Annotated in this window: 27 protein-coding genes and 1 pseudogene; 1 reads left to right on the top strand and 27 read right to left on the bottom strand. The window is 40.8% G+C overall.

Features of this window, described 5'->3' with window-relative positions:
* Positions 1-33: 33 nt before the first annotated feature.
* The 5 genes from MKL38_RS12465 to MKL38_RS12445 form a co-directional block, all read right to left on the bottom strand.
* Entirely contained in the window at positions 34-2,229 is a 2,196-nt protein-coding gene (locus MKL38_RS12465; protein WP_270903402.1) for a TRAP transporter large permease subunit, read from the bottom strand.
* Positions 2,230-2,407: 178 nt separating this feature from the next.
* The gene (rrtA, locus tag MKL38_RS12460; protein WP_004639503.1) at positions 2,408-2,983 is read right to left on the bottom strand and encodes a rhombosortase; all 576 of its coding nucleotides are present in this window, start codon (positions 2,981-2,983) and stop codon (positions 2,408-2,410) included.
* Between the two features lie 83 nt (positions 2,984-3,066).
* The gene (locus MKL38_RS12455) at positions 3,067-4,155 is read right to left on the bottom strand and encodes a hypothetical protein (protein ID WP_270903401.1); all 1,089 of its coding nucleotides are present in this window, start codon (positions 4,153-4,155) and stop codon (positions 3,067-3,069) included.
* Between the two features lie 769 nt (positions 4,156-4,924).
* Positions 4,925-5,314, bottom strand: a complete 390-nt coding sequence (locus tag MKL38_RS12450) for a hypothetical protein (protein WP_270903400.1) — start codon at positions 5,312-5,314, stop codon at positions 4,925-4,927.
* Between the two features lie 6 nt (positions 5,315-5,320).
* The gene (locus tag MKL38_RS12445; RefSeq protein ID WP_017388310.1) at positions 5,321-5,578 is read right to left on the bottom strand and encodes an FAD assembly factor SdhE; all 258 of its coding nucleotides are present in this window, start codon (positions 5,576-5,578) and stop codon (positions 5,321-5,323) included.
* Between the two features lie 189 nt (positions 5,579-5,767).
* Between MKL38_RS12445 and MKL38_RS12440 the strand changes: the two genes are divergently transcribed.
* A complete protein-coding gene (locus MKL38_RS12440; protein WP_270903399.1) occupies positions 5,768-6,940 on the top strand; it encodes an acyl-CoA dehydrogenase family protein in 1,173 nt (390 codons plus the stop codon).
* Between the two features lie 51 nt (positions 6,941-6,991).
* On the opposite strand, the gene MKL38_RS12435 is transcribed toward MKL38_RS12440, so the two are convergent.
* The 22 genes and pseudogenes from MKL38_RS12435 to rpsC all read right to left on the bottom strand — a co-directional run bounded on the left by MKL38_RS12435 (position 6,992) and on the right by rpsC (position 18,815).
* Positions 6,992-8,482, bottom strand: a complete 1,491-nt coding sequence (locus MKL38_RS12435) for a flavin-containing monooxygenase (RefSeq protein ID WP_132070366.1) — start codon at positions 8,480-8,482, stop codon at positions 6,992-6,994.
* Positions 8,483-8,663: 181 nt separating this feature from the next.
* Positions 8,664-9,041: a 50S ribosomal protein L17 gene (rplQ, locus tag MKL38_RS12430; protein ID WP_002049717.1), complete on the bottom strand. Its 378-nt coding sequence runs from the start codon at positions 9,039-9,041 to the stop codon at positions 8,664-8,666.
* An 18-nt stretch (positions 9,042-9,059) separates the two neighbouring features.
* On the bottom strand, positions 9,060-10,067 hold the full coding sequence (locus tag MKL38_RS12425; RefSeq protein WP_003653641.1) for a DNA-directed RNA polymerase subunit alpha: 1,008 nt from the start codon (positions 10,065-10,067) through the stop codon (positions 9,060-9,062).
* Positions 10,068-10,084: 17 nt separating this feature from the next.
* A complete protein-coding gene (rpsD, locus tag MKL38_RS12420; RefSeq protein ID WP_003653643.1) occupies positions 10,085-10,711 on the bottom strand; it encodes a 30S ribosomal protein S4 in 627 nt (208 codons plus the stop codon).
* 12 nt (positions 10,712-10,723) lie between these two features.
* The gene (gene rpsK, locus MKL38_RS12415; RefSeq protein WP_001040166.1) at positions 10,724-11,110 is read right to left on the bottom strand and encodes a 30S ribosomal protein S11; all 387 of its coding nucleotides are present in this window, start codon (positions 11,108-11,110) and stop codon (positions 10,724-10,726) included.
* A 19-nt stretch (positions 11,111-11,129) separates the two neighbouring features.
* A complete protein-coding gene (gene rpsM / locus MKL38_RS12410) occupies positions 11,130-11,486 on the bottom strand; it encodes a 30S ribosomal protein S13 (protein WP_004789609.1) in 357 nt (118 codons plus the stop codon).
* A 105-nt stretch (positions 11,487-11,591) separates the two neighbouring features.
* On the bottom strand, positions 11,592-11,708 hold the full coding sequence (rpmJ, locus tag MKL38_RS12405; RefSeq protein ID WP_000867907.1) for a 50S ribosomal protein L36: 117 nt from the start codon (positions 11,706-11,708) through the stop codon (positions 11,592-11,594).
* Positions 11,709-11,728: 20 nt separating this feature from the next.
* Positions 11,729-13,048 (bottom strand): preprotein translocase subunit SecY, encoded by a 1,320-nt coding sequence (gene secY / locus MKL38_RS12400; protein ID WP_171056784.1) that lies wholly within the window; start codon positions 13,046-13,048, stop codon positions 11,729-11,731.
* A 45-nt stretch (positions 13,049-13,093) separates the two neighbouring features.
* Complete coding sequence (gene rplO / locus MKL38_RS12395) at positions 13,094-13,534, bottom strand: 50S ribosomal protein L15 (RefSeq protein ID WP_003653650.1); 441 nt, start codon at positions 13,532-13,534, stop codon at positions 13,094-13,096.
* A gap of 3 nt (positions 13,535-13,537) precedes the next feature.
* Entirely contained in the window at positions 13,538-13,714 is a 177-nt protein-coding gene (gene rpmD / locus MKL38_RS12390) for a 50S ribosomal protein L30 (RefSeq protein WP_003653652.1), read from the bottom strand.
* Between the two features lie 6 nt (positions 13,715-13,720).
* Positions 13,721-14,218 carry a 30S ribosomal protein S5 gene (rpsE, locus tag MKL38_RS12385; RefSeq protein ID WP_003653653.1) on the bottom strand — a complete coding sequence of 166 codons (498 nt, stop codon included), beginning with the start codon at positions 14,216-14,218 and terminating at the stop codon, positions 13,721-13,723.
* Positions 14,219-14,220: 2 nt separating this feature from the next.
* Positions 14,221-14,571, bottom strand: a complete 351-nt coding sequence (rplR, locus tag MKL38_RS12380; RefSeq protein ID WP_003653654.1) for a 50S ribosomal protein L18 — start codon at positions 14,569-14,571, stop codon at positions 14,221-14,223.
* Positions 14,572-14,585: 14 nt separating this feature from the next.
* Complete coding sequence (gene rplF / locus MKL38_RS12375) at positions 14,586-15,119, bottom strand: 50S ribosomal protein L6 (protein ID WP_003653655.1); 534 nt, start codon at positions 15,117-15,119, stop codon at positions 14,586-14,588.
* A 13-nt stretch (positions 15,120-15,132) separates the two neighbouring features.
* Entirely contained in the window at positions 15,133-15,528 is a 396-nt protein-coding gene (gene rpsH / locus MKL38_RS12370) for a 30S ribosomal protein S8 (RefSeq protein ID WP_003653656.1), read from the bottom strand.
* Between the two features lie 11 nt (positions 15,529-15,539).
* Complete coding sequence (gene rpsN / locus MKL38_RS12365) at positions 15,540-15,845, bottom strand: 30S ribosomal protein S14 (protein ID WP_003653657.1); 306 nt, start codon at positions 15,843-15,845, stop codon at positions 15,540-15,542.
* A gap of 9 nt (positions 15,846-15,854) precedes the next feature.
* Entirely contained in the window at positions 15,855-16,391 is a 537-nt protein-coding gene (gene rplE, locus MKL38_RS12360; protein ID WP_003653658.1) for a 50S ribosomal protein L5, read from the bottom strand.
* Positions 16,392-16,406: 15 nt separating this feature from the next.
* Positions 16,407-16,724, bottom strand: a complete 318-nt coding sequence (rplX, locus tag MKL38_RS12355; protein ID WP_002116820.1) for a 50S ribosomal protein L24 — start codon at positions 16,722-16,724, stop codon at positions 16,407-16,409.
* 9 nt (positions 16,725-16,733) lie between these two features.
* Entirely contained in the window at positions 16,734-17,102 is a 369-nt protein-coding gene (rplN, locus tag MKL38_RS12350; RefSeq protein WP_001982634.1) for a 50S ribosomal protein L14, read from the bottom strand.
* Positions 17,103-17,194: 92 nt separating this feature from the next.
* Positions 17,195-17,452 (bottom strand): 30S ribosomal protein S17, encoded by a 258-nt coding sequence (gene rpsQ / locus MKL38_RS12345; protein ID WP_001291845.1) that lies wholly within the window; start codon positions 17,450-17,452, stop codon positions 17,195-17,197.
* Positions 17,449-17,646, bottom strand: coding sequence for a 50S ribosomal protein L29 (gene rpmC, locus MKL38_RS12340; protein WP_000849928.1), 198 nt, complete (start codon positions 17,644-17,646; stop codon positions 17,449-17,451). The genes rpsQ and rpmC overlap by 4 nt, the downstream gene beginning before the upstream one ends.
* Positions 17,646-18,059 carry a 50S ribosomal protein L16 gene (rplP, locus tag MKL38_RS12335; protein ID WP_002049688.1) on the bottom strand — a complete coding sequence of 138 codons (414 nt, stop codon included), beginning with the start codon at positions 18,057-18,059 and terminating at the stop codon, positions 17,646-17,648. Before rplP ends, rpmC begins: the two co-directional genes overlap by 1 nt.
* Positions 17,999-18,815 (bottom strand): annotated as a pseudogene (gene rpsC / locus MKL38_RS12330) (30S ribosomal protein S3). Before rpsC ends, rplP begins: the two are co-directional and overlap by 61 nt.

The following is an 18,815-nucleotide window of genomic DNA, read 5'->3' as shown; positions in this document are numbered from 1 at the left end:
GGCTTTTTTGTATAACAGATACTTTAATTTAAGTTATTTATACCAATCGAATAACTTGAACACATACGGTACATAAGTAACCAATACCAATGATGAGAACAAGACAATAATTGGTAGTAACCAGCGCTCATAACGGTAGTAGAAGCTTGTATATTTCTCTTTCGCTTCCGCATCCGCAGCGTTCACTTCATCATCTCCGACGGACAACCGCGTGAGTAGATGATTCAAGGCAACTGGCGGCGTTACATAACCAAATTCGAATGCAACCAACACAATCATCCAGAAGTGAATTGGATGAATACCATTTTCGTATGCCACAGGTGCAATGGTTGCAGCAACTAAAATTACAGCACCAAATGGATCAGTACACATACCAATAATGGCAAGCAATAGTGCAATACATGCCAGTGATATATAAATACTGCCTAAATGAGTCGGTAACAATTCAACCACTTCAGAGCGTTCAATTAAACCACCTACACTTGCAGACAATGCCATCAAGATAATTAGTGCACCAATATGGCCGACTGTTTCTGAGGTGGCAAAACGAAGTGCTCCACCAAAACCAAGACGGTATTGAGAACTATGCGGATCATGTGACTGCAAGAATGGTGATTTTTGTTCATGTTCACGAACAATTGCTTCATGAATATTGATTGCAGGAGCTTCTTTTGTAGACACCAATTTGTCATACAAGATCATTGCGATCAGGACTAATGGCAAAATTACTGGTGCAGTAAATTCATTCATTCCTGTGTCTAGCGCATATTTATAGATCGCAAGAACAACAACAGTAATCAGAATGTATGGGATCACGGGTACAAAGGCACGTAACATACCCGGAATCGCTACTTTTGGTGAATTCACGCGGAATTTTTCTTCAGCCAATAGTAATGACACACCCAAGAAAATAAATGCTGTTAGCCAAAATACATAAATACCATGGCCAAACAATTCATCGGACGTTACATGACGGCTATCAAGCATGGCAATTAAAACGACCAATAGACATGGACGTACAACTACCCCTAAAGAACCTGACATTGCAGACACAGCCAAAGCATATTGACGGCGAGCACCCGCATTCCAGACTTCTTTATAAATAATTGCACCTGCCGCAATAACGAAAATACCTGATGCGCCTGTATAAGCCGTTGGTACAGCAGCAGCAATTAGAATTAACCATGTTAGGGTTTCTGGTGCCAAATTCCATGGACGAAGCACGTTAAGGAATAAATCCATAACACGTGTTTGAGTTAGGAGCATACCTGCCCAAATAAACAAGGCAAGGTTTAGGAAAATACCTGAAAACTCAACCAATAAACCAAGGTAAATCCCTTGCCCCATTGGATAATCCATAAAGAATGTAAATACGATACCCGTAATCAAAGCCATGTAAGCATATAAAGGCACACTTAATAAGGCTAAACCAATATTACCGCCTTCTCGCTTTGCTGGTGGTGAAACAAATAGTTGATAAAGACTAATTAAAGTCAGAACAACAAATAGAATCATCCATATCCAGTAAATAGTTACCGTTTCATAGGTAGGTGTCACACCAGAATTGATGACTGAACGATACTGACTGATTACAGAGCTACTGAGTAAGGCATTACCAATCACCATAAAGATGGAATAGACTTTGTAATCTATTTTTGTTGCCGGATTACGTAAGCCAATATGGTGGAATTTTAACGATGCCGTAATCGCAGAAATCAAAACCATAAAAATCAGTAAAATGGCACGATTCTCTGTACCAAATTTAAAAATACCAAAGAAACCTGTTTCGACAGCACGGTAAGTACGTACCCCGGGGTTAGCTTCGATATATTTAATTGTCTTGTCATATGTCTGATATTTCTCATCACATTGTTGCTGCGCAGCGAGTAGTGATGCACGGACATCACTTTCCGATGCTGCACCAAAGAAACTCGAGAAATCATCAGATGCATTCGCTTTCATTTGTTCTTTTACTTGGGCATCGATATTTGGATGTCGATCACAAGTCGGCTTTTCAGGTTCAGCACGCAAAAATGAATATTGCATGCCTATAGCAGGGTCACCATAAAGACGTTCCCCGATACGTAATAATTGTCCGTGGATCATTTCCCCGGTACCAATGATTAGAGTCATTAATAGCAGAGTAAGAATGACGAATGTTGAGATCCATTCGTTCCAGATATAACCCAACAGACCTAATCCAGATCTTTTTTCTTGATATTCTTGCATAAATATTCCAATTTTGTTCTCTCAAGTCCTTAAAAAATAAAGACTTGAGTCATGCAATTTTCTTGGTCAGGGGTTAAATCCATACCCCTTCTACCAATCCCTTTATTCAACGATCAAATTTGCATCAAACTTTATTAATAAAGAATGACTAAAATCACTTTTTTAACAGTTCGTATTGTCAATATTTCTTTTTTAATCTCTGTACCAGCCAATAGCACCCCCCAAAAACTGCACCACCAATCGCGCCATAGAGATGAGCTTCAGTTAAAACTGGGCTTCCTATTAACTGAGCCGTTCCTGTTTGCCCAAAAGTATTTTCCCATATCAGTTTTGCAATAATTAATCCTAAAACCAGAAAAGCAAAATTCCGTTCTTTACGATATTGCAAGTAAACTAAAGCAACTGCTGTATAGAGCCCATGTAACACACCAGACAGCCCTGCATACGCTTCGATATAAGGCAAATAGAAATAGAACACCAGACTAATGAACGGTGGCAAAAGCAGAAGCAGACTTAAAAGATGCCACGCTTTGGTATGCGGGAAGATAAACGGTAAACAGGCGAATGCCATCATATTTAAAAGGAAATGAATCCACCCAACGTGTACCCAATGTGCGGTCCATAAACGCCAGAATTCACCGAGTAAACTTTCGCGCCAATAAATAAATGTATCAGGAAACACCTGTAGACAGGCAGACACAGAAATGCACACTGCGACCAAAAGCACTTTATGATTCAGTACATGATCCTTCATGGCACACTCCTTGAAATTAAACTTCTTGCTACCATTGTAAAACTTAACAACAGTCTCGCAAGAAGTTAACCTTTCAAATATTTTTACTGCGCTGCTGGTGGAGCAGATGAGTCTGCAGGAACTTCAGATGCGGCCCCTCCATCAAACAATTCATCTAACTCTGCTGCGCCTTCATTCTTATCATCCCAGAAATGTGACATACCATCATCTCCGGTACGCACACCGGTATGCTCAGTCCAGTAACGGTCAGAAATACCACGTACAATCAGACCAGCCATACTATCGATTAGCTTAAAATTCGGATTGACAGGCTTATCATCAGCTTGAGATGCGGCATATGATCTTAATGCATCACGGATTTTTGCATCATCACCACTTGCTTGGGCAGCTACCGCATACAAAGCATGGGACAGGCGGACACCCTTTTGTTCACCAATTTGAACTGACTGTTTTAAAGTTTGATATGGGTCAGGTTTCCCTTCATCAGCCCCAGGCAGTAAGGTCCAAATAACAGCACGTGTTGCATTAGGTGCGCCCCAGAATTTTTCATTATTCAGACAAACCATGCCGCGCTCTACAATAGCAGCAATATCTTTTGGAACATTGACTGCACCACCAGAGTTAATATCATTGGTTACAGCCTGAAGACCACTAATCATTCCAAGTAAATAAACAGTTTGATCAGTATCACTACGCATCGTTGGACAAGAATCACCTAAATGATATTTATATTTAGACTCCCAACGGTCAGCGAACAATTTATAGCCCGTATATTGACGCTCAGCAGCAATGGCTGCCCAACGTTTCTGAGCAATACGAGCATCTTGAGCTTCGGTTACTTGCCCTGCTTTTGATGCACGTAAATAACGTAATTCCTGTTCTAAGGCTTGGTTTTCCGCACATACACCTGATGCGGCATACATTAATACAGCAACACGAGTTGGATCTGCACCCATACCTTTGGTAGACATAATTGCAGGTGTTAATGCACTACCCGTATTACAAACCATTTCAGCATCTTGCATTGCTAAAATAGGTGGAACGACGTGCTTTTCCGTAAAACCTAAAGCAACATTTGCTCCGGTTTTCACGACGTATGAACAACCTGATAATACTGAAGCTGCAAGCAAACTTACCGCCAAACCTTGGCTTATTTTTTGGACTTTAGACATCTTCCTGTCCTCTATGTAATTTGTTTTTTCCTTTTCAGATGTACATTAGCAGATGCATATCTTGAATAAAAGAGTAATTACTCTAATTGTAGCGCTTATACTTTGACATACTTCACAGTAGATAAAATTGACAGTTTTTTCAGAAAACAGAAATTTTAGGCAAAAAAAAGTAGCATTGCGACGGTTCAGCACATGCTACTTATTAACTGAGATAAGCTTTTAACGGCTTATATTATTTTTGTTCTAGATAATCCTTAAGTAAAGTTCCTGCTCTTCCTACTACCACAGCCATAAGCACTGCAATTAACAGAAACATCCACATTGAAATCTCCATGAGAGACCTCCTTACTACAATCGCACCCAGTTATAAACTAGACACTTGATGAAATTAATCGACTAAGCAATTTAATAATTGACTGATCGACGACCTTGCACCCTCTGTCTCTTAACTTTGTTAAAATTAACTTTGTTAAGATGTTCCCTGAGTAAAGTTCCTGCTCTTCCGATCACCACTGCCAAAATGATGGCAATGACCAAGAACGACCATGTTGGCATCTCCATTTTGAGACCTCCGACACACTTTACGTTGGTGTTTGTACTTTAACCGATCAACTAGATACCCATAGGTGAAATTGTCAGACAATTGTATTTCCTTAGCTTTTTTCTAATTTTTAATTAGACAATCCTAAACTCAAGCAAAAAAATAAAGATTAAATTATTGTTTTTTATAGTTTTTAAATAAATATACAAATGTAGAATTGTCTAACAATTAATGAAGTTTCTGTAAGACTTTTAGCTTTTTCCAATGCAGCGAAGGAAGTTGATCAAACCAAATTATGGCTACCTTTATAGGTGCCTCCTCAAAATAAATAATCATAAACAGCTGATAATCAATTATTTTAGAAATTTCCACACGAGAAATTATCTTTTGTGAGGAGTATGCAATTGACCACGATTTTTGGTCTAAATATGCAATTTGAGAAATTTGTGATTGTCTGAAAAAAAATAGAAAACTAATAGATAAAAGAATGAAAGCAATCAACCACCAAATGGGTGATAACAATTGATACAGTAAGATTGCTAAACTCAAGCCAATAAAAAGCTGAAATATTATCGAGAAACGACTATATTTCAGCTCAAAATTCAATTCTTTTATCAAAACAGCTTAGCCATGAACGTACTGTTTTAATTTATAAATAAATTCACGTAACTCTGTACGTGGAGGTTCAGAAACTTCCATGAACCAATCGAGTAAATCAGGATCTTCTTGTTCAACTAACTCTGCAAATAAGGCCTTCTCTGCCGAATCCGCTTTTAGATAATAGTTTTTTACATAAGGGTCAAAATAGACGTCAATTTCTTTTAAGCCGCGGCGTGCTCGATAAATTACTTTACGTTCTTCCAAGGTCATTTCGTCAGACATTTATTTCCCCATCTGCGTTGATAGTGCGCTTAGTTTACCTGATCACATTCCAAAGATCGCTAAAAATATCAAATTGACCAAATTTATCATCTTGTACTCATAATTGAGCATTCATCACATTGTTACATAAGCAAGGCTTCCGTATGTTTAAGTTCATAACATCACACCTGAACCAAGGAAGAAATACAAATGCAATCTGGTGCTATCCGTCCTATTCCAAATATGTTACCGAGACAACTATTTAACGAAGAACATGAGGCATTCCGCGAAACAGTTCGTAAATTTTATGAAAAAGAAGTTGTTCCCAATATTGAAAAATATGAAAAACAGCAACATGTTGATCGAGACCTTTGGAATAAGGCTGGAGAATTAGGCCTCTTGTGTACCACAATGCCAGAACAATATGGTGGTTCCGGAGTAGACCGCCTGTACAGTATGATCTTAATCGAAGAACAAGCTTATGCTATGGACTCTAGTACGGGCTTCTCTTTGCATTCAGATATTGTTGCCAATTATGTAAACAACTTTGGTAATGAAGAACAAAAACAAAAGTGGCTACCGAAGATGGCAACAGGAGAAGTGGTCACAGCTATTGCCATGACTGAGCCAGGCACTGGTTCTGATTTACAAGCAGTAAGAACCACAGCCGTTCTTGATGGTGATGATTATGTGATTAATGGTTCAAAGATTTTCATTACTAATGGCTACTTATGTGACATGGTCGTAGTGGTTTGTAAAACTGGCAATAACGACAAAGGTTCAGCGAACTTATCACTCATTATTGTTGAAGCAGACCGAGCTGGTTTTAGCAAAGGTAAGCCTCTTAATAAAATTGGAATGAAAGGCCAAGATACCTGCGAATTGTTTTTCAATAACGTTCGCGTTCCTAAAGAAAATCTTTTAGGCATGGAAGGCATGGGCTTTATCATGCTTATGAAAGAGTTAGCTTGGGAACGAATGCTAGTTGCTATTATTTGTCAGGCAGGAGCTGAAGCGGCATTTGCACATACGGTTCAATACACAAAAGACCGTAAAGCATTTGGCAAACATATTGGTGCTTTTCAAAATACGCGTTTTAAACTTGCTGAACTGAGAACAGAAATAGATTTCTGCCGTACTTATTTAGATCGTTGTATGGAATTACAACTTGAAGAAAAATTGAGTGTGGAAGCTGCTGCAGCTGCTAAATATAAAATTTCAGACATGTTCTCAAAAATTGTAGATGAGTGTCTTCAATTACATGGTGGCTATGGTTACATGCTTGAATATCCAATAGCGCGTGCATACATTGATCATCGAGCAAATCGAATTTATGCAGGTACCAATGAAATCATGAAAGAGTTAATTTCAAGAACACTTTAATACCTTCATAAGAAAAGGGGCATTATGCCCCTTTTCTTTATCTAATATCTATTAAGATACTAATTTTGGCTTGCGCTCATTAGCTTCTGAACGTTTATGAAAATGTAGAACACCATCTTCAAATTTTGAATTTTTCAGCGACTTTCTATCTTCTAAATAGTTATTAGTCACTTGCCATGGAGCATGCTTACCCTGTTTTGGAAGTTCATGTGCCGCACGGCTAATATAACCTGAAGACAATTTACCCATTACAGTATCTTCTTCCATTTCAGTTTTATCACCAGATGGAATCACTTCATCATAGTGATTTTTATCCATATAATTTAACAAGCGACAAATATATTCCGCAGCGATATCAACTTTAAGGGTCCACGATGCATTTACATAACCAATAATCATAGCCATGTTTGGTACATCACTTAACATCACACCGTTATAAAGCATATGCTCAGATGAATTAATTGCTTTCCCATCAATAGTCGCCTGAACACCACCCATAATCTGAACTTGTAAGCCTGTTGCAGAAACAACAATATCAGCATCAAGGTGTTTACCAGATTTAAGTAGAATACCTTTTTCGGTAAATTTCTCAATCTGATCAGTTTCTACGCTTGCTTTACCTTCACGCAAAATTTTAAACAAATCGCCATCAGGTACCACACACAAACGTTGATCCCAAGGGTTATACGAAGGTGTAAAATGCTTCATATCTACCTTACCCTTCAACTGCACTTCAATTGCTTTTAAGAGTAAACGACGAACAGTCTTTGGATGTTTCTGCGATAATGCATAAATAGCGCGCTGCATACCAATATTACGTGCGCGGGTAAATTTATAAGCTGTTTCTTCAGACATAAATTTACGCGTTTTTTCATAAACGAAGTCGATAGACGGTACACTAGCAATATACGTTGGTGAACGCTGCAACATAGTGACATGACCAGCGCCACCTTTAGCCATTGCCGGTACTAAAGTAATTGCAGTTGCTCCACTACCAATAATAACGACTTTTTTCCCTGTGTAATCTAAATTCTCAGGCCAATGCTGTGGGTGAATAAGCTGCCCTTTAAAAGCTTCTTGATTTGGGAAAGAAGGAGCATATCCCTGATCATAATTATAATAACCGGTACAACCTACAACAAAATTAGCAATCCAAGTCTGTTGTTTTTTCTTACCATCTTCAATCACAACCTGCCATTTCTTTGATTCAGAATCATAATTAGCAGAAAGTACACGATGACCAAAATGAATTTTTTCTTTTAATTTATATTCATCAATTACTTCGCCTAAATACCCTTTAATAGAAGCACCATCAGCTAATACATTCGCTTTACACCATGGTTTAAAATTAAAACCAAATGTGGACATATCTGAGTCTGAGCGAATGCCTGGATAACGGAAAAGATCCCATGTTCCACCAAAAGATTCACGACGCTCTAAAATTTCAAATTGGCGTTGTGGAGAATTTTTGGATAAATGGGCAGCAATTCCAATTCCTGAGATACCTGCGCCAATGATTAAAATATCAACTTGCTTTTCCATTTTATTTTTATACCCATTGTTGAGAATATAAGTTTATTAAAGCACAATTTTGACAATACACAATGTCAAGTTTGACCGTTTATCCGTTTTTTTATGTCACTTGGGGACATTTTTATAATTTTATTAATTAACAGAAATAAAAAAGACCGGTATAAAACCGGTCTTTTTTGAATAAAATCAATTATTCAGCTGAAGTGTTCACTTCACGATCTACAAGCTCAACGTAAGCCATCGGTGCTGCATCACCAGCACGGAAGCCCGCTTTAAGAACACGTAGATAACCGCCGTTACGTTCTTTGTAACGAGGGCCGAGTACGGTAAATAATTTACCTACAGTTGCAGCATTACGAGTACGAGCAAATGCTAAACGACGATTTGCTACAGTATCGTTTTTTGCTAGAGTGATTAAAGGCTCAGCAACACGACGTAATTCTTTAGCTTTAGGCACAGTTGTTTTGATCAACTCGTGTTCAAATAAAGAATTAGCCAAGTTTTGGAACATCGCTTTACGATGGCTGCTTGTACGGCCTAATTTCACACCACTATTACGATGACGCATGGTGATAGTCCTACTTAATTAACGGCTACGATAGGCAAAACGGTCGTCCATACGAAGACTAGCTGGTGGCCAGTTTTCAAGACGCATACCGAGTTGTAAGCCTTTCGATGCCAAAACATCTTTGATCTCTGTTAACGATTTTTTACCAAGGTTAGGAGTTTTTAACAACTCAACTTCAGTACGTTGAACAAGATCACCAATGTAGTAAATATTTTCTGCTTTCAAACAGTTAGCAGAACGAACAGTAAGCTCTAGATCATCTACTGGGCGAAGCAAGATTGGGTCAACTTCTTCACGAGGCTCTTGAGCAACTGGAGTTTGGTCTTTCTGAAGATCAACAAAAATTGCAATTTGTTGTTGCAAGATTGTTGCCGCTTTACGGATTGCTTCTTCAGGATCAACCGTTCCATTTGTCTCGAGGTCGATTACCAGTTTATCTAAATCGGTACGTTGTTCTACACGCGCATTTTCAACGGTGTAAGAAACACGCTTAATCGGGCTATAAGAAGCATCTAATTGCAAACGACCAACAGGACGTGTTTCACCTTCAGGGAAACGAGAATCAGATGTTTCATAACCACGACCTTGAGCAACCTTCAAGCGCATTTTTAATGAGCCTGAAGCACTCAAAGTACCTATTAAATGTTCTGGATTAACCACTTCAACATTATGAGGTAAACGAAGGTCAGCAGCAGTAATTTCGCCAGGACCTTGTTTCTCTAATGTTAAATATGCTTCATTTTGATCGAACAGCTTAATAGACAATCCTTTTAGGTTCAGCAAGAGCTCGACGATGTCCTGCTGCAAGCCTTCTAAAGTACTGTACTCGTGCTCGACACCTTCTATCTCAACTTCAACCACAGCAGCGCCAGGTAAAGAAGACAATAGAATGCGACGTAAAGCATTCCCTAGAGTGTGGCCAAAACCACGCTCTAAAGGTTCTAGAATCACTTTTGCCGAGGTCCCGCTAACCGCTTCGACCTTGATCGCTTGCGGAGTTAGAAACTCGTTTGCAGTACGCGTCATTATTGCTACCTCAAGGATTATTTAGAATACAATTCTACAATCAAGCTTTCATTGATTTCAGCAGGTAAATCAGCACGATCTGGTGCAGCTTTAAACGTACCTTCAAGCTTAGAATGATCAACATCCATCCAAGCTGGAATACCACGTTGTGCAGCTAACTCAATCGCGTTTTTAATACGCAATTGTTGTTTAGCACCTTCGTGAACCGCAATTACATCACCAGCTTTAACTTGAATAGATGCGATGTTTACACGACGACCATTCAAAGTAATGCTACGGTGACTTACTAACTGACGAGCTTCTGCACGTGTAGAACCAAAACCCATGCGATAAACAACGTTATCAAGACGGCTTTCAAGCAATTTCAACAAGTTCTCACCTGTTGCGCCTTTAACACGAGCTGCTTCTTTATAGTAGTTACTAAATTGACGTTCTAACACACCGTAAATACGACGGACTTTTTGTTTTTCACGTAATTGTAGTGAATACTCAGATTGCTTACCACCGCGTGCCTGACCATGTTGACCAGGTGCTTTGTTAGCTTTTTTAGTTTTGACGTCAAATGGTTTAACGCCAGATTTAAGTTGCAGGTCTGTCCCTTCGCGGCGAGAGAGTTTGCATTTTGGACCAATATAACGAGCCATGAATGTTTCTCCTTACACGCGACGTTTTTTAGGTGGACGGCAACCGTTGTGAGGAATTGGCGTCACATCGGTAATGCTGTTAATTTTATAACCCACTGCGCCTAATGCACGAACCGCAGACTCACGACCTGGACCAGGACCTTTTACAAGGACATCCAGATTTTTCAAACCGTAATCTAAAGCTGCTTTACCAGCAACTTCAGCAGCTACCTGAGCAGCAAACGGAGTTGATTTACGTGAACCACGGAAGCCTTGTCCACCAGAGGTGGCCCAAGCCAATGCATTACCTTGACGATCAGTAATCGTAACAATGGTGTTATTAAAAGACGCGTGAATGTGTGCAACACCTTCAGAGACGGTACGAGTGACCTTCTTGCGTGTGCGAGTATCTTTAGCCATCTTTTAGCTTCCAGAAATCTTACTTTTTAATCGGTTTGCGCGGACCTTTACGGGTACGTGCGTTAGTTTTGGTGCGTTGACCACGGACAGGCAAGCTGCGACGATGGCGAAGGCCGCGATAGCAACCCAAATCCATTAAACGTTTAATGTTCATGGAAATTTCGCGACGCAAGTCACCTTCGGTAGGAACCTTAGCAACTTCTGCACGAATCGCATCAAGCTGAGCATCGTCCAACTCACGGATCTTAGTAGTTTCAGTAATACCAACTGTAGCTAAGATATTCTTAGCAGTATGGCGACCGACACCAAAGATGTAAGTGAGGGAGATAACAGCATGCTTGTTATCCGGAATGTTTACACCGGCAATACGAGCCATTCACTTTCTCCAAAAAGGCAGTAGAGATAATCAACCGCCCCACAAAATCTTGAGGGGCGGATATTAACCCAATTCGCCTACTGAAATCAACAGGTCTTGATTAGATTAACCTTGACGCTGCTTATGACGAGGTTCTGCGCTACAAATTACGCGAATAACCCCATTACGACGGATAACTTTACAGCTACCACAAATTTTCTTTACAGAAGCTTGTACTTTCATGATGAAACCTCTAAGTGCGCTTATCCCTTAGGATGAGCAGTCGTTTTTCTCATTAATGTTTGATTATCATATTGATGAGATGTTAAGTGCGCTTGTAGCTGAGCCATAAAGTCCATAACAACGACAACTACGATTAGTAATGATGTACCGCCCAAAGAGAATGGGATTCCAAAAGAACTTTGTAGAATCATTGGCATTAAACAAATGACCGTAATATAAATCGCACCAATAAACGTCAAACGATTAAGAATATGATCTAAGTAACGAGCAGTTTGCTCACCTGGGCGAATACCAGGCACATAAGCTCCGCTGCGTTTTAGATTTTCTGATACTTCCTTAGGGCTAAATACTAAAGCCGTATAAAAGTAACAGAAAAAGATAATTAACGCACCAAAGAGCACCAAATACAAAGGCTGTCCAGGCGACAATACTAAAGCTAAATCTTGTAAGCTACGCTTAATCAATCCAGCATTTGCATCTGCACTTCCTACCCATTGACCAAGACTCGCAGGGAACAATAGTAAAGAACTTGCAAAAATCGCAGGAATCACACCAGCCATATTAATTTTCAATGGCAAATGTGTCTGCTGTGCCGTAAATATACGACGACCTTGCTGCTTTTGTGCATAGTTTACTGGAATACGACGTTGTGCTTTTTCAATAAACACAATGGCAGCCAACACACCTAAAGACAAAAGACCAAAGATCACAAGACCAATTAAGCTTGTCTGACCATTATCTACCGATGAAACTGATTGCATAATTAAGTTAGGCAAACCAGAAACAATACCAGCAAAAATAATCATTGAGATACCGTTACCAATACCTCTTTCAGTGATTTGCTCACCTAGCCACATTAAGAACATAGTTCCAGCGACAAGTGACGTAACCGCTGGTATATAAAACTCAAGACCAACTGACAGAGTAATACCCTGACCAATCAAACCTGCGCACATACCAACAGCCTGAACCACTGCAAGCAATAATGTACCCTGACGCGTATACTGATTAATTTTACGCTTACCTTGCTCACCTTCCTTTTTCAAGGCTTCTAGTGAAGGAATTACCGTAGACATTAACTGCACAATAATTGATGCAGAAATGTAAGGCATAATCCCTAAAGCAAGAATAGACATTCGCTCTAAAGCACCGCCAGAAAACATATTGAATAGCCCAAGAATAGTTCCTTGGTTCGCTTGAAATAAATTTTCTAACGCAGCATTATTAATGCCTGGTACTGGAATATGCGCTCCTAGTCGAAAGACCAGCAATGCACCGATTAGAAAACTCATCCGGCGAATAATTTCACGATATTTCACGTGAAATGGCTGACCTTTCATCATGTTGACATGACCTGAAGAACTAGGAGACATAGACACTCGAGATTACTCCTCGACTTTGCCGCCAGCTGCTTCAATCGCAGCTTTAGCGCCTTTAGTCAATGCAACACCTTGAACAGTGAATGCACGAGTGATTTCACCAGAAAGTACGATACGAGCACGAATTTGGTCACGACGAACAACATTCGCAGCTTTCAAAGTCTCTAGGCTAACGATGTCGCCTTCAACCTTGCTTAACTCAGATAAACGTACTTCAGCAGTTTTTAAAGCGATTTGGCTAGTGAAACCGAATTTAGGCAAACGACGATAAATCGCTGTTTGACCGCCTTCAAAGCCTGGACGAACGCCACCACTTTTACGTGATTTTTGACCTTTGACACCACGGCCACCGGTCTTACCAACGCCAGAACCGATACCACGGCCTAAACGACGGTTTTCACGTTTTGCACCTTCTGCAGGCGCAAGCTCATTTAAACGCAGAGTCATGGCTTATTCCTCTACACTAACCATATAGTAGACTTTGTTGACCATACCGCGGTTAGAAGGCGTATCTTGCACTTCTACAGTATGACCAATACGACGCAGACCTAAACCTTGTAAGCAAAGCTTGTGATTTTTCAAGCGATGTGAAGAAGATTTAGTCTGGGTAACTTTAATCGTTTTCATGATTGATTACCCTTGAATTTCTGCTACTGATTTACCACGTTTCGCAGCGACTTTCTCAGGAGAAGTCATATCACGCAAACCTTTGAAAGTTGCGTTTACTACGTTTGCAGCATTAGTAGAACCATAACATTTAGCAAGTACGTTATGCACGCCTGCAGCTTCTAGAACGGCACGCATTGCGCCACCAGCGATTACGCCAGTACCTTCAGAAGCAGGTTGCATGTATACACGGCTTGCACCATGACGAGCATTCACAGGGTGTTGTAAAGTAGTACCTGCAAGGTCTACAGTAATCATGTTGCGACGTGCAGCTTCAAGTGCTTTAGAAATAGCAGCTGGAACTTCACGTGCTTTACCACGACCAAAACCAACACGACCATTACCATCACCCACAACAGTTAATGCTGTGAAAGAGAAGATACGACCGCCCTTAACAACTTTGGCTACACGATCAACGGCAACCAGCTTTTCAACAAGACCTTCGTTTTGTTCAACTTTAGCCATGATTAGAACTCCAAGCCGTTTTCACGAGCAGCATCAGCCAAGGCTTTGATACGACCATGATATTTAAAACCAGAACGGTCAAATGCAACTTTAGTTACACCAGCTGCTTTCGCGCGCTCTGCGATTAAAGCACCTACTTTAGTAGCCGCATCTACATTACCTGTAGTACCGCTACGTAAAGATGCATCCAAAGTTGAAGCTTGTGCTAAAACTTTGCCACCATCTGCTGAAATAACTTGAGCATAGATGTGACGCGGAGTGCGGTTTACACACAAACGAGTCGCACCCAATGCACGGATGTGCAAGCGTGTGCTTTTCGCACGACGCAAACGGGTTTGTTTCTTTTCGTTCATAAGAACCTCGCGCCTTATTTCTTCTTAGCTTCTTTACGAAGAATGACTTCATCCGAATAACGAACACCTTTACCTTTATATGGTTCAGGAGAACGATACGCACGGATTTCTGCCGCTACTTGACCTAACAACTGCTTGTTTGCTGATTTCAAAATGATTTCAGTTGCAGTTGGAGTTTCCGCTGTTACACTTTCAGGTAAAGCGTAGTCAATTGGGTGTGAAAAACCAAGGTTAAGGTTTACAACAGTACCCTTAACCGCAGCTTTATAACCAACACCAACTAGCTGCAACTTACGTTCGAAGCCTTCACTAACCCCTTTTACAAGGTTATTCAATACAGCGCGAGCAGTACCAGCTTGCATCCAAGCATCTTTCGATTCTTTAACTGGAGCAAGTTGAAGTTTACCTTCTTCCTGTTTTAGCTCGACCAGCGCATGCAGGTTGAAAGACAACGTACCTTTGCTGCCTTTCACTTCGACCTGCCGGCCGTTCTGAGTAACTGTTACACCATTTGGTACAGTTACTGGGGCTTTAGCCACACGAGACATGAGGAATCACCTATTAAGAAACAAAAGCAATAACTTCACCACCAACGCCCGCAGCACGTGCAGCGCGATCAGTCATGATGCCTTTGCTTGTAGAAACAATTGCAATACCTAAACCTTGCTTAACGCTTGGAAGTTTATCTTTACCGCGGTATTGGCGAAGACCTGGACGGCTTACGCGCTTAACCACTTCGATAACTGGTTTGCCTTCGAAATATTTTAAAGTAATTGTCAAAGTAGATTTTGTCTCTTCTTGAGCAACTTCTACATTTGAAACATAACCTTCTTGTTGAAGAACATTTGCAATTGCAACTTTCAACTTAGAAGAAGGCATAGAAACAGTTTGTTTCTTAGCCATTTGTGCGTTACGAACACGTGTTAGCATGTCGGCAACGGTATCTTGCATACTCATTTAGTCGCTCCTTACCAGCTTGCCTTAACAACGCCTGGTACATCACCCTGCATTACTGTGTCACGTAATTTGTTACGGCTTAAACCGAACTTACGGAAGTAACCATGAGGACGACCAGTTAAACCACAACGGTTACGAAGACGTACCGGAGATGCATTACGTGGCAATGCTTGTAACTTTAACGTCGCTTCGAAACGCTCTTCTTCAGTTGCGTTTACATTTGCAATCGTAGCTTTTAATTCAGCACGTTTTGCAGCGTATTTAGCAACTGTTTTTTCGCGTTTCAATTCGCGATTAATCATACCTTTCTTAGCCATATCGACCTCTTATTTGAACGGGAAGCCGAATGCACGCATAAGCGCACGGCCTTCGTCATCGGTGCGAGCAGTCGTAGTAATAGTAATATCCATACCACGAATACGATCAATCTTATCGAAATCGATTTCAGGGAAAACGATTTGCTCTTTCAAACCCATTGAATAGTTACCACGACCATCAAATGATTTCGAAGAGAAACCACGGAAGTCACGGATACGAGGGATTGCGATTGAGATCAAACGATCCAAGAATTCGTACATTTGGTCGCCACGTAAAGTAACTTTACAACCAATCGGCCACCCATCACGGATTTTAAAACCTGCGATAGATTTACGAGCAAGTGTAATTACTGGTTTTTGACCAGCAATTAATTGCATGTCGACTACAGCACCATCTAATAATTTCTTATCAGTTGCAGCTGCGCCTACACCCATGTTTAGGGTAATTTTTGTGATGCGTGGAATTTCCATCACGTTCTTAACGCTAAGTTCTTCTTTTAACTTGGCTTTAAGTTCATCATTGTAACGTGCTTTAAGTCTGGCCATCGCCTTTTCAACCTATTACTTCGCTACCGCCACTGATTCACCATTTGATTTATAAACGCGAGTTTTCACGCCATCAATCACTTGGTAACCAACACGGTCAGCCTTCTGGGTTGTAGCATTTAAAATTGCCACGTTTGAAATATGAAGCGAAGCTTCTTGAGTAACAATACCGCCTTCAGCGCCAGTTACACGATTCGGCTTTTGATGCTTCTTCACTAAGTTAAGGCCTTCAACCTTAACGCGGTCTTCAGAAACAGACAATACAGTACCCTGTTTGCCTTTTTCTTTACCTGCGATCACAATAACTTGATCGCCTTTTTTAATCTTAGCCATGATTGCCTCTTATAGAACTTCAGGAGCCAATGAAATGATTTTCATGAACTGTTCAGTACGAAGTTCACGAGTCACTGGTCCGAAGATACGAGTAGCAATCGGAGCTTTGTTGTTGTTCAGGATAACTGCAGCATTATCATCAAAACGGATCACAGAACCATCTGGACGACGAATGCCGAATTTAGTACGAACTACAACCGCATTCATCACGTCACCTTTTTTAACACGTGCGCGTGGGATTGCTTCTTTTACAGTAACTTTAATAATGTCGCCAACAGAAGCATAACGACGATGTGAACCACCAAGTACTTTAATACATTGTACGCGGCGAGCACCACTGTTGTCTGCTACGTCGAGCATAGTTTCGGTTTGAATCATTGCCCTACTCCAAAACCGAGCATCACCGGTCACAATTTCGAAAGGCTCAAAGAGTACTCGAAATTGACCGATGATGCAACAAGAACGTCGAATTACTCAGCAGCTGCTTCAACTACTTCCACTAAAGTCCAAGCTTTAGTTTTAGAAATTGGGCGGCTTTCTTTAATGGTCACAACATCACCAATTTTAGCGACGTTATTCTCATCATGAGCGTGTAACTTAGTTGAACGGCGAATTGACTTGCCATACAACGGGTGTTGAACGCGGCGTTCAATAAGAACAACAATAGATTTATCCATTTTGTCACTTACGACTTTGCCGGTTAACGTGCGGACTGTTTTTTCACTCATTGTCCGTTCCCCTGTTTTTCGGTAAGGAGTGTCTTAATACGAGCAATTGTCTTACGAGCAACTTGCACTTCGTGCGATTTACCCAACTGACCAGTTGCTTTCGCCATACGAAGACGGAATTGGTTAAGCTGTTGCTCATCAAGCAAAGCTTTCAACTCTTCTACCGACTTTTCACGTAAATCTTTAGTTTTCATTACATTACCGTCCGAGTCACGATAGTGGTTTTAAACGGAAGTTTAGCAGCAGCTAAAGCAAATGCTTCACGCGCTAATTCTTCGTTCACACCTTCAATTTCGTACAGGATCTTGCCTGGTTGGATCTGGCAAACCCAGTATTCCACGCTACCCTTACCTTTACCCATACGCACTTCAAGAGGCTTTTGAGTAATTGGTTTATCCGGGAATACGCGAATAAAGATTTTACCACCACGCTTAATACGGCGGCTAATAGTACGACGTGCAGCTTCAATCTGACGCGCAGTCATACGACCACGTTCAGTTGCTTTAATTGCAATCGAACCAAATGATACTGTACTACCACGATGCGCTAGACCAGTATTACGGCCTTTGTGCACCTTACGGAATTTGGTACGTTTAGGTTGCAACATGGATTATTCTCCCTTGTCAGCAGCACGGTCACCGCGACGACCACGACGCTCTTGACCTTCACCACGACCACGACCACGTTTAGCTGGACGATCTTCAGCAGGAGCAGGGTTCATGACTTGTTTCATGCCACCTAAAATCTCGCCACGGAAAATCCAAACTTTAACACCAATCGTACCGTAAGTTGTTTCTGCACGCACAGTTGCATAGTCAATGTCTGCACGCAATGTATGCAAAGGTACACGACCTTCACGATACCATTCAGTACGAGCAATCTCTGCACCACCTAAACGGCCAGACACTTCAACTTTGATACCTTTAGCACCAGCACGCATAGTGTTTTGAACCGCACGCTTCATAGCACGACGGAACATTACACGCTTTTCTAATTGAGAAGCAATTGCTTCAGCAACTAAACGCGCATCTAAGTCTGGGCGATCAATTTCGTTGATACTTACTTGCGCAGGAACACCCATAATGCTAGTAAGTTCGCGCTGTAATTTCTCAATATCTTCGCCTTTTTTACCGATTACGATACCAGGACGAGCTGTGCTAATTGTTACTTTAGCAGCACCTGATGGACGTTCGATAAGAATGTTGCTGATCATCGCATTCTTAAGTTTTTTATTTAAAAACTCACGAACTTGAAGATCTTTAAGCAAGTATTCAGCGTATTGTTTCGGACTCGCATACCAGTTAGCGTTATGACGTTTCACAACACCTAGGCGGATACCGATTGGATGAACCTTCTGACCCAT

It is taken from the genome of Acinetobacter sp. AOR14_HL, from assembly GCF_027855175.1.
GTDB classification, from domain to species: domain Bacteria; phylum Pseudomonadota; class Gammaproteobacteria; order Pseudomonadales; family Moraxellaceae; genus Acinetobacter; species Acinetobacter calcoaceticus.
This window is presented reverse-complemented; position numbering and strand designations above follow the sequence as displayed.

Coding starts and splice junctions, on each gene's coding strand:
- MKL38_RS12425 (WP_003653641.1), bottom strand. CDS start 10,067: ATGACGCGTACTGCAAACGAGTTTCTAACTCCGCAAGCGATCAAGGTC.
- MKL38_RS12440 (WP_270903399.1), top strand. CDS start 5,768: ATGCAATCTGGTGCTATCCGTCCTATTCCAAATATGTTACCGAGACAA.
- rplQ (WP_002049717.1), bottom strand. CDS start 9,041: ATGCGTCATCGTAATAGTGGTGTGAAATTAGGCCGTACAAGCAGCCAT.
- rpsM (WP_004789609.1), bottom strand. CDS start 11,486: ATGGCTCGTATTGCCGGTGTAAACATTCCGGATAACAAGCATGCTGTT.
- secY (WP_171056784.1), bottom strand. CDS start 13,048: ATGAAAGGTCAGCCATTTCACGTGAAATATCGTGAAATTATTCGCCGG.
- rpsQ (WP_001291845.1), bottom strand. CDS start 17,452: ATGAGTGAAAAAACAGTCCGCACGTTAACCGGCAAAGTCGTAAGTGAC.
- rplR (WP_003653654.1), bottom strand. CDS start 14,571: ATGAACGAAAAGAAACAAACCCGTTTGCGTCGTGCGAAAAGCACACGC.
- rrtA (WP_004639503.1), bottom strand. CDS start 2,983: ATGAAGGATCATGTACTGAATCATAAAGTGCTTTTGGTCGCAGTGTGC.
- rplF (WP_003653655.1), bottom strand. CDS start 15,119: ATGTCTCGTGTGGCTAAAGCCCCAGTAACTGTACCAAATGGTGTAACA.
- rpsH (WP_003653656.1), bottom strand. CDS start 15,528: ATGAGTATGCAAGATACCGTTGCCGACATGCTAACACGTGTTCGTAAC.
- rpsK (WP_001040166.1), bottom strand. CDS start 11,110: ATGGCTAAAGATACTCGCACACGCAAGAAGGTCACTCGTACCGTCTCT.
- rpmC (WP_000849928.1), bottom strand. CDS start 17,646: ATGAAAACTAAAGATTTACGTGAAAAGTCGGTAGAAGAGTTGAAAGCT.
- MKL38_RS12445 (WP_017388310.1), bottom strand. CDS start 5,578: ATGTCTGACGAAATGACCTTGGAAGAACGTAAAGTAATTTATCGAGCA.
- MKL38_RS12465 (WP_270903402.1), bottom strand. CDS start 2,229: ATGCAAGAATATCAAGAAAAAAGATCTGGATTAGGTCTGTTGGGTTAT.
- rplX (WP_002116820.1), bottom strand. CDS start 16,724: ATGGCTAAGATTAAAAAAGGCGATCAAGTTATTGTGATCGCAGGTAAA.
- rplN (WP_001982634.1), bottom strand. CDS start 17,102: ATGATTCAAACCGAAACTATGCTCGACGTAGCAGACAACAGTGGTGCT.
- rpmD (WP_003653652.1), bottom strand. CDS start 13,714: ATGAAAACGATTAAAGTTACCCAGACTAAATCTTCTTCACATCGCTTG.
- rplP (WP_002049688.1), bottom strand. CDS start 18,059: ATGTTGCAACCTAAACGTACCAAATTCCGTAAGGTGCACAAAGGCCGT.
- rplE (WP_003653658.1), bottom strand. CDS start 16,391: ATGGCCAGACTTAAAGCACGTTACAATGATGAACTTAAAGCCAAGTTA.
- rpmJ (WP_000867907.1), bottom strand. CDS start 11,708: ATGAAAGTACAAGCTTCTGTAAAGAAAATTTGTGGTAGCTGTAAAGTT.
- rpsN (WP_003653657.1), bottom strand. CDS start 15,845: ATGGCTAAGAAAGGTATGATTAATCGCGAATTGAAACGCGAAAAAACA.
- MKL38_RS12455 (WP_270903401.1), bottom strand. CDS start 4,155: ATGTCTAAAGTCCAAAAAATAAGCCAAGGTTTGGCGGTAAGTTTGCTT.
- MKL38_RS12435 (WP_132070366.1), bottom strand. CDS start 8,482: ATGGAAAAGCAAGTTGATATTTTAATCATTGGCGCAGGTATCTCAGGA.
- rpsD (WP_003653643.1), bottom strand. CDS start 10,711: ATGGCTCGTTATATTGGTCCAAAATGCAAACTCTCTCGCCGCGAAGGG.
- rpsE (WP_003653653.1), bottom strand. CDS start 14,218: ATGGCTAAAGTTGAACAAAACGAAGGTCTTGTTGAAAAGCTGGTTGCC.
- rplO (WP_003653650.1), bottom strand. CDS start 13,534: ATGACTCTGCGTTTAAATGAGCTTGCGCCTGCAGAAGGTGCAAAACGT.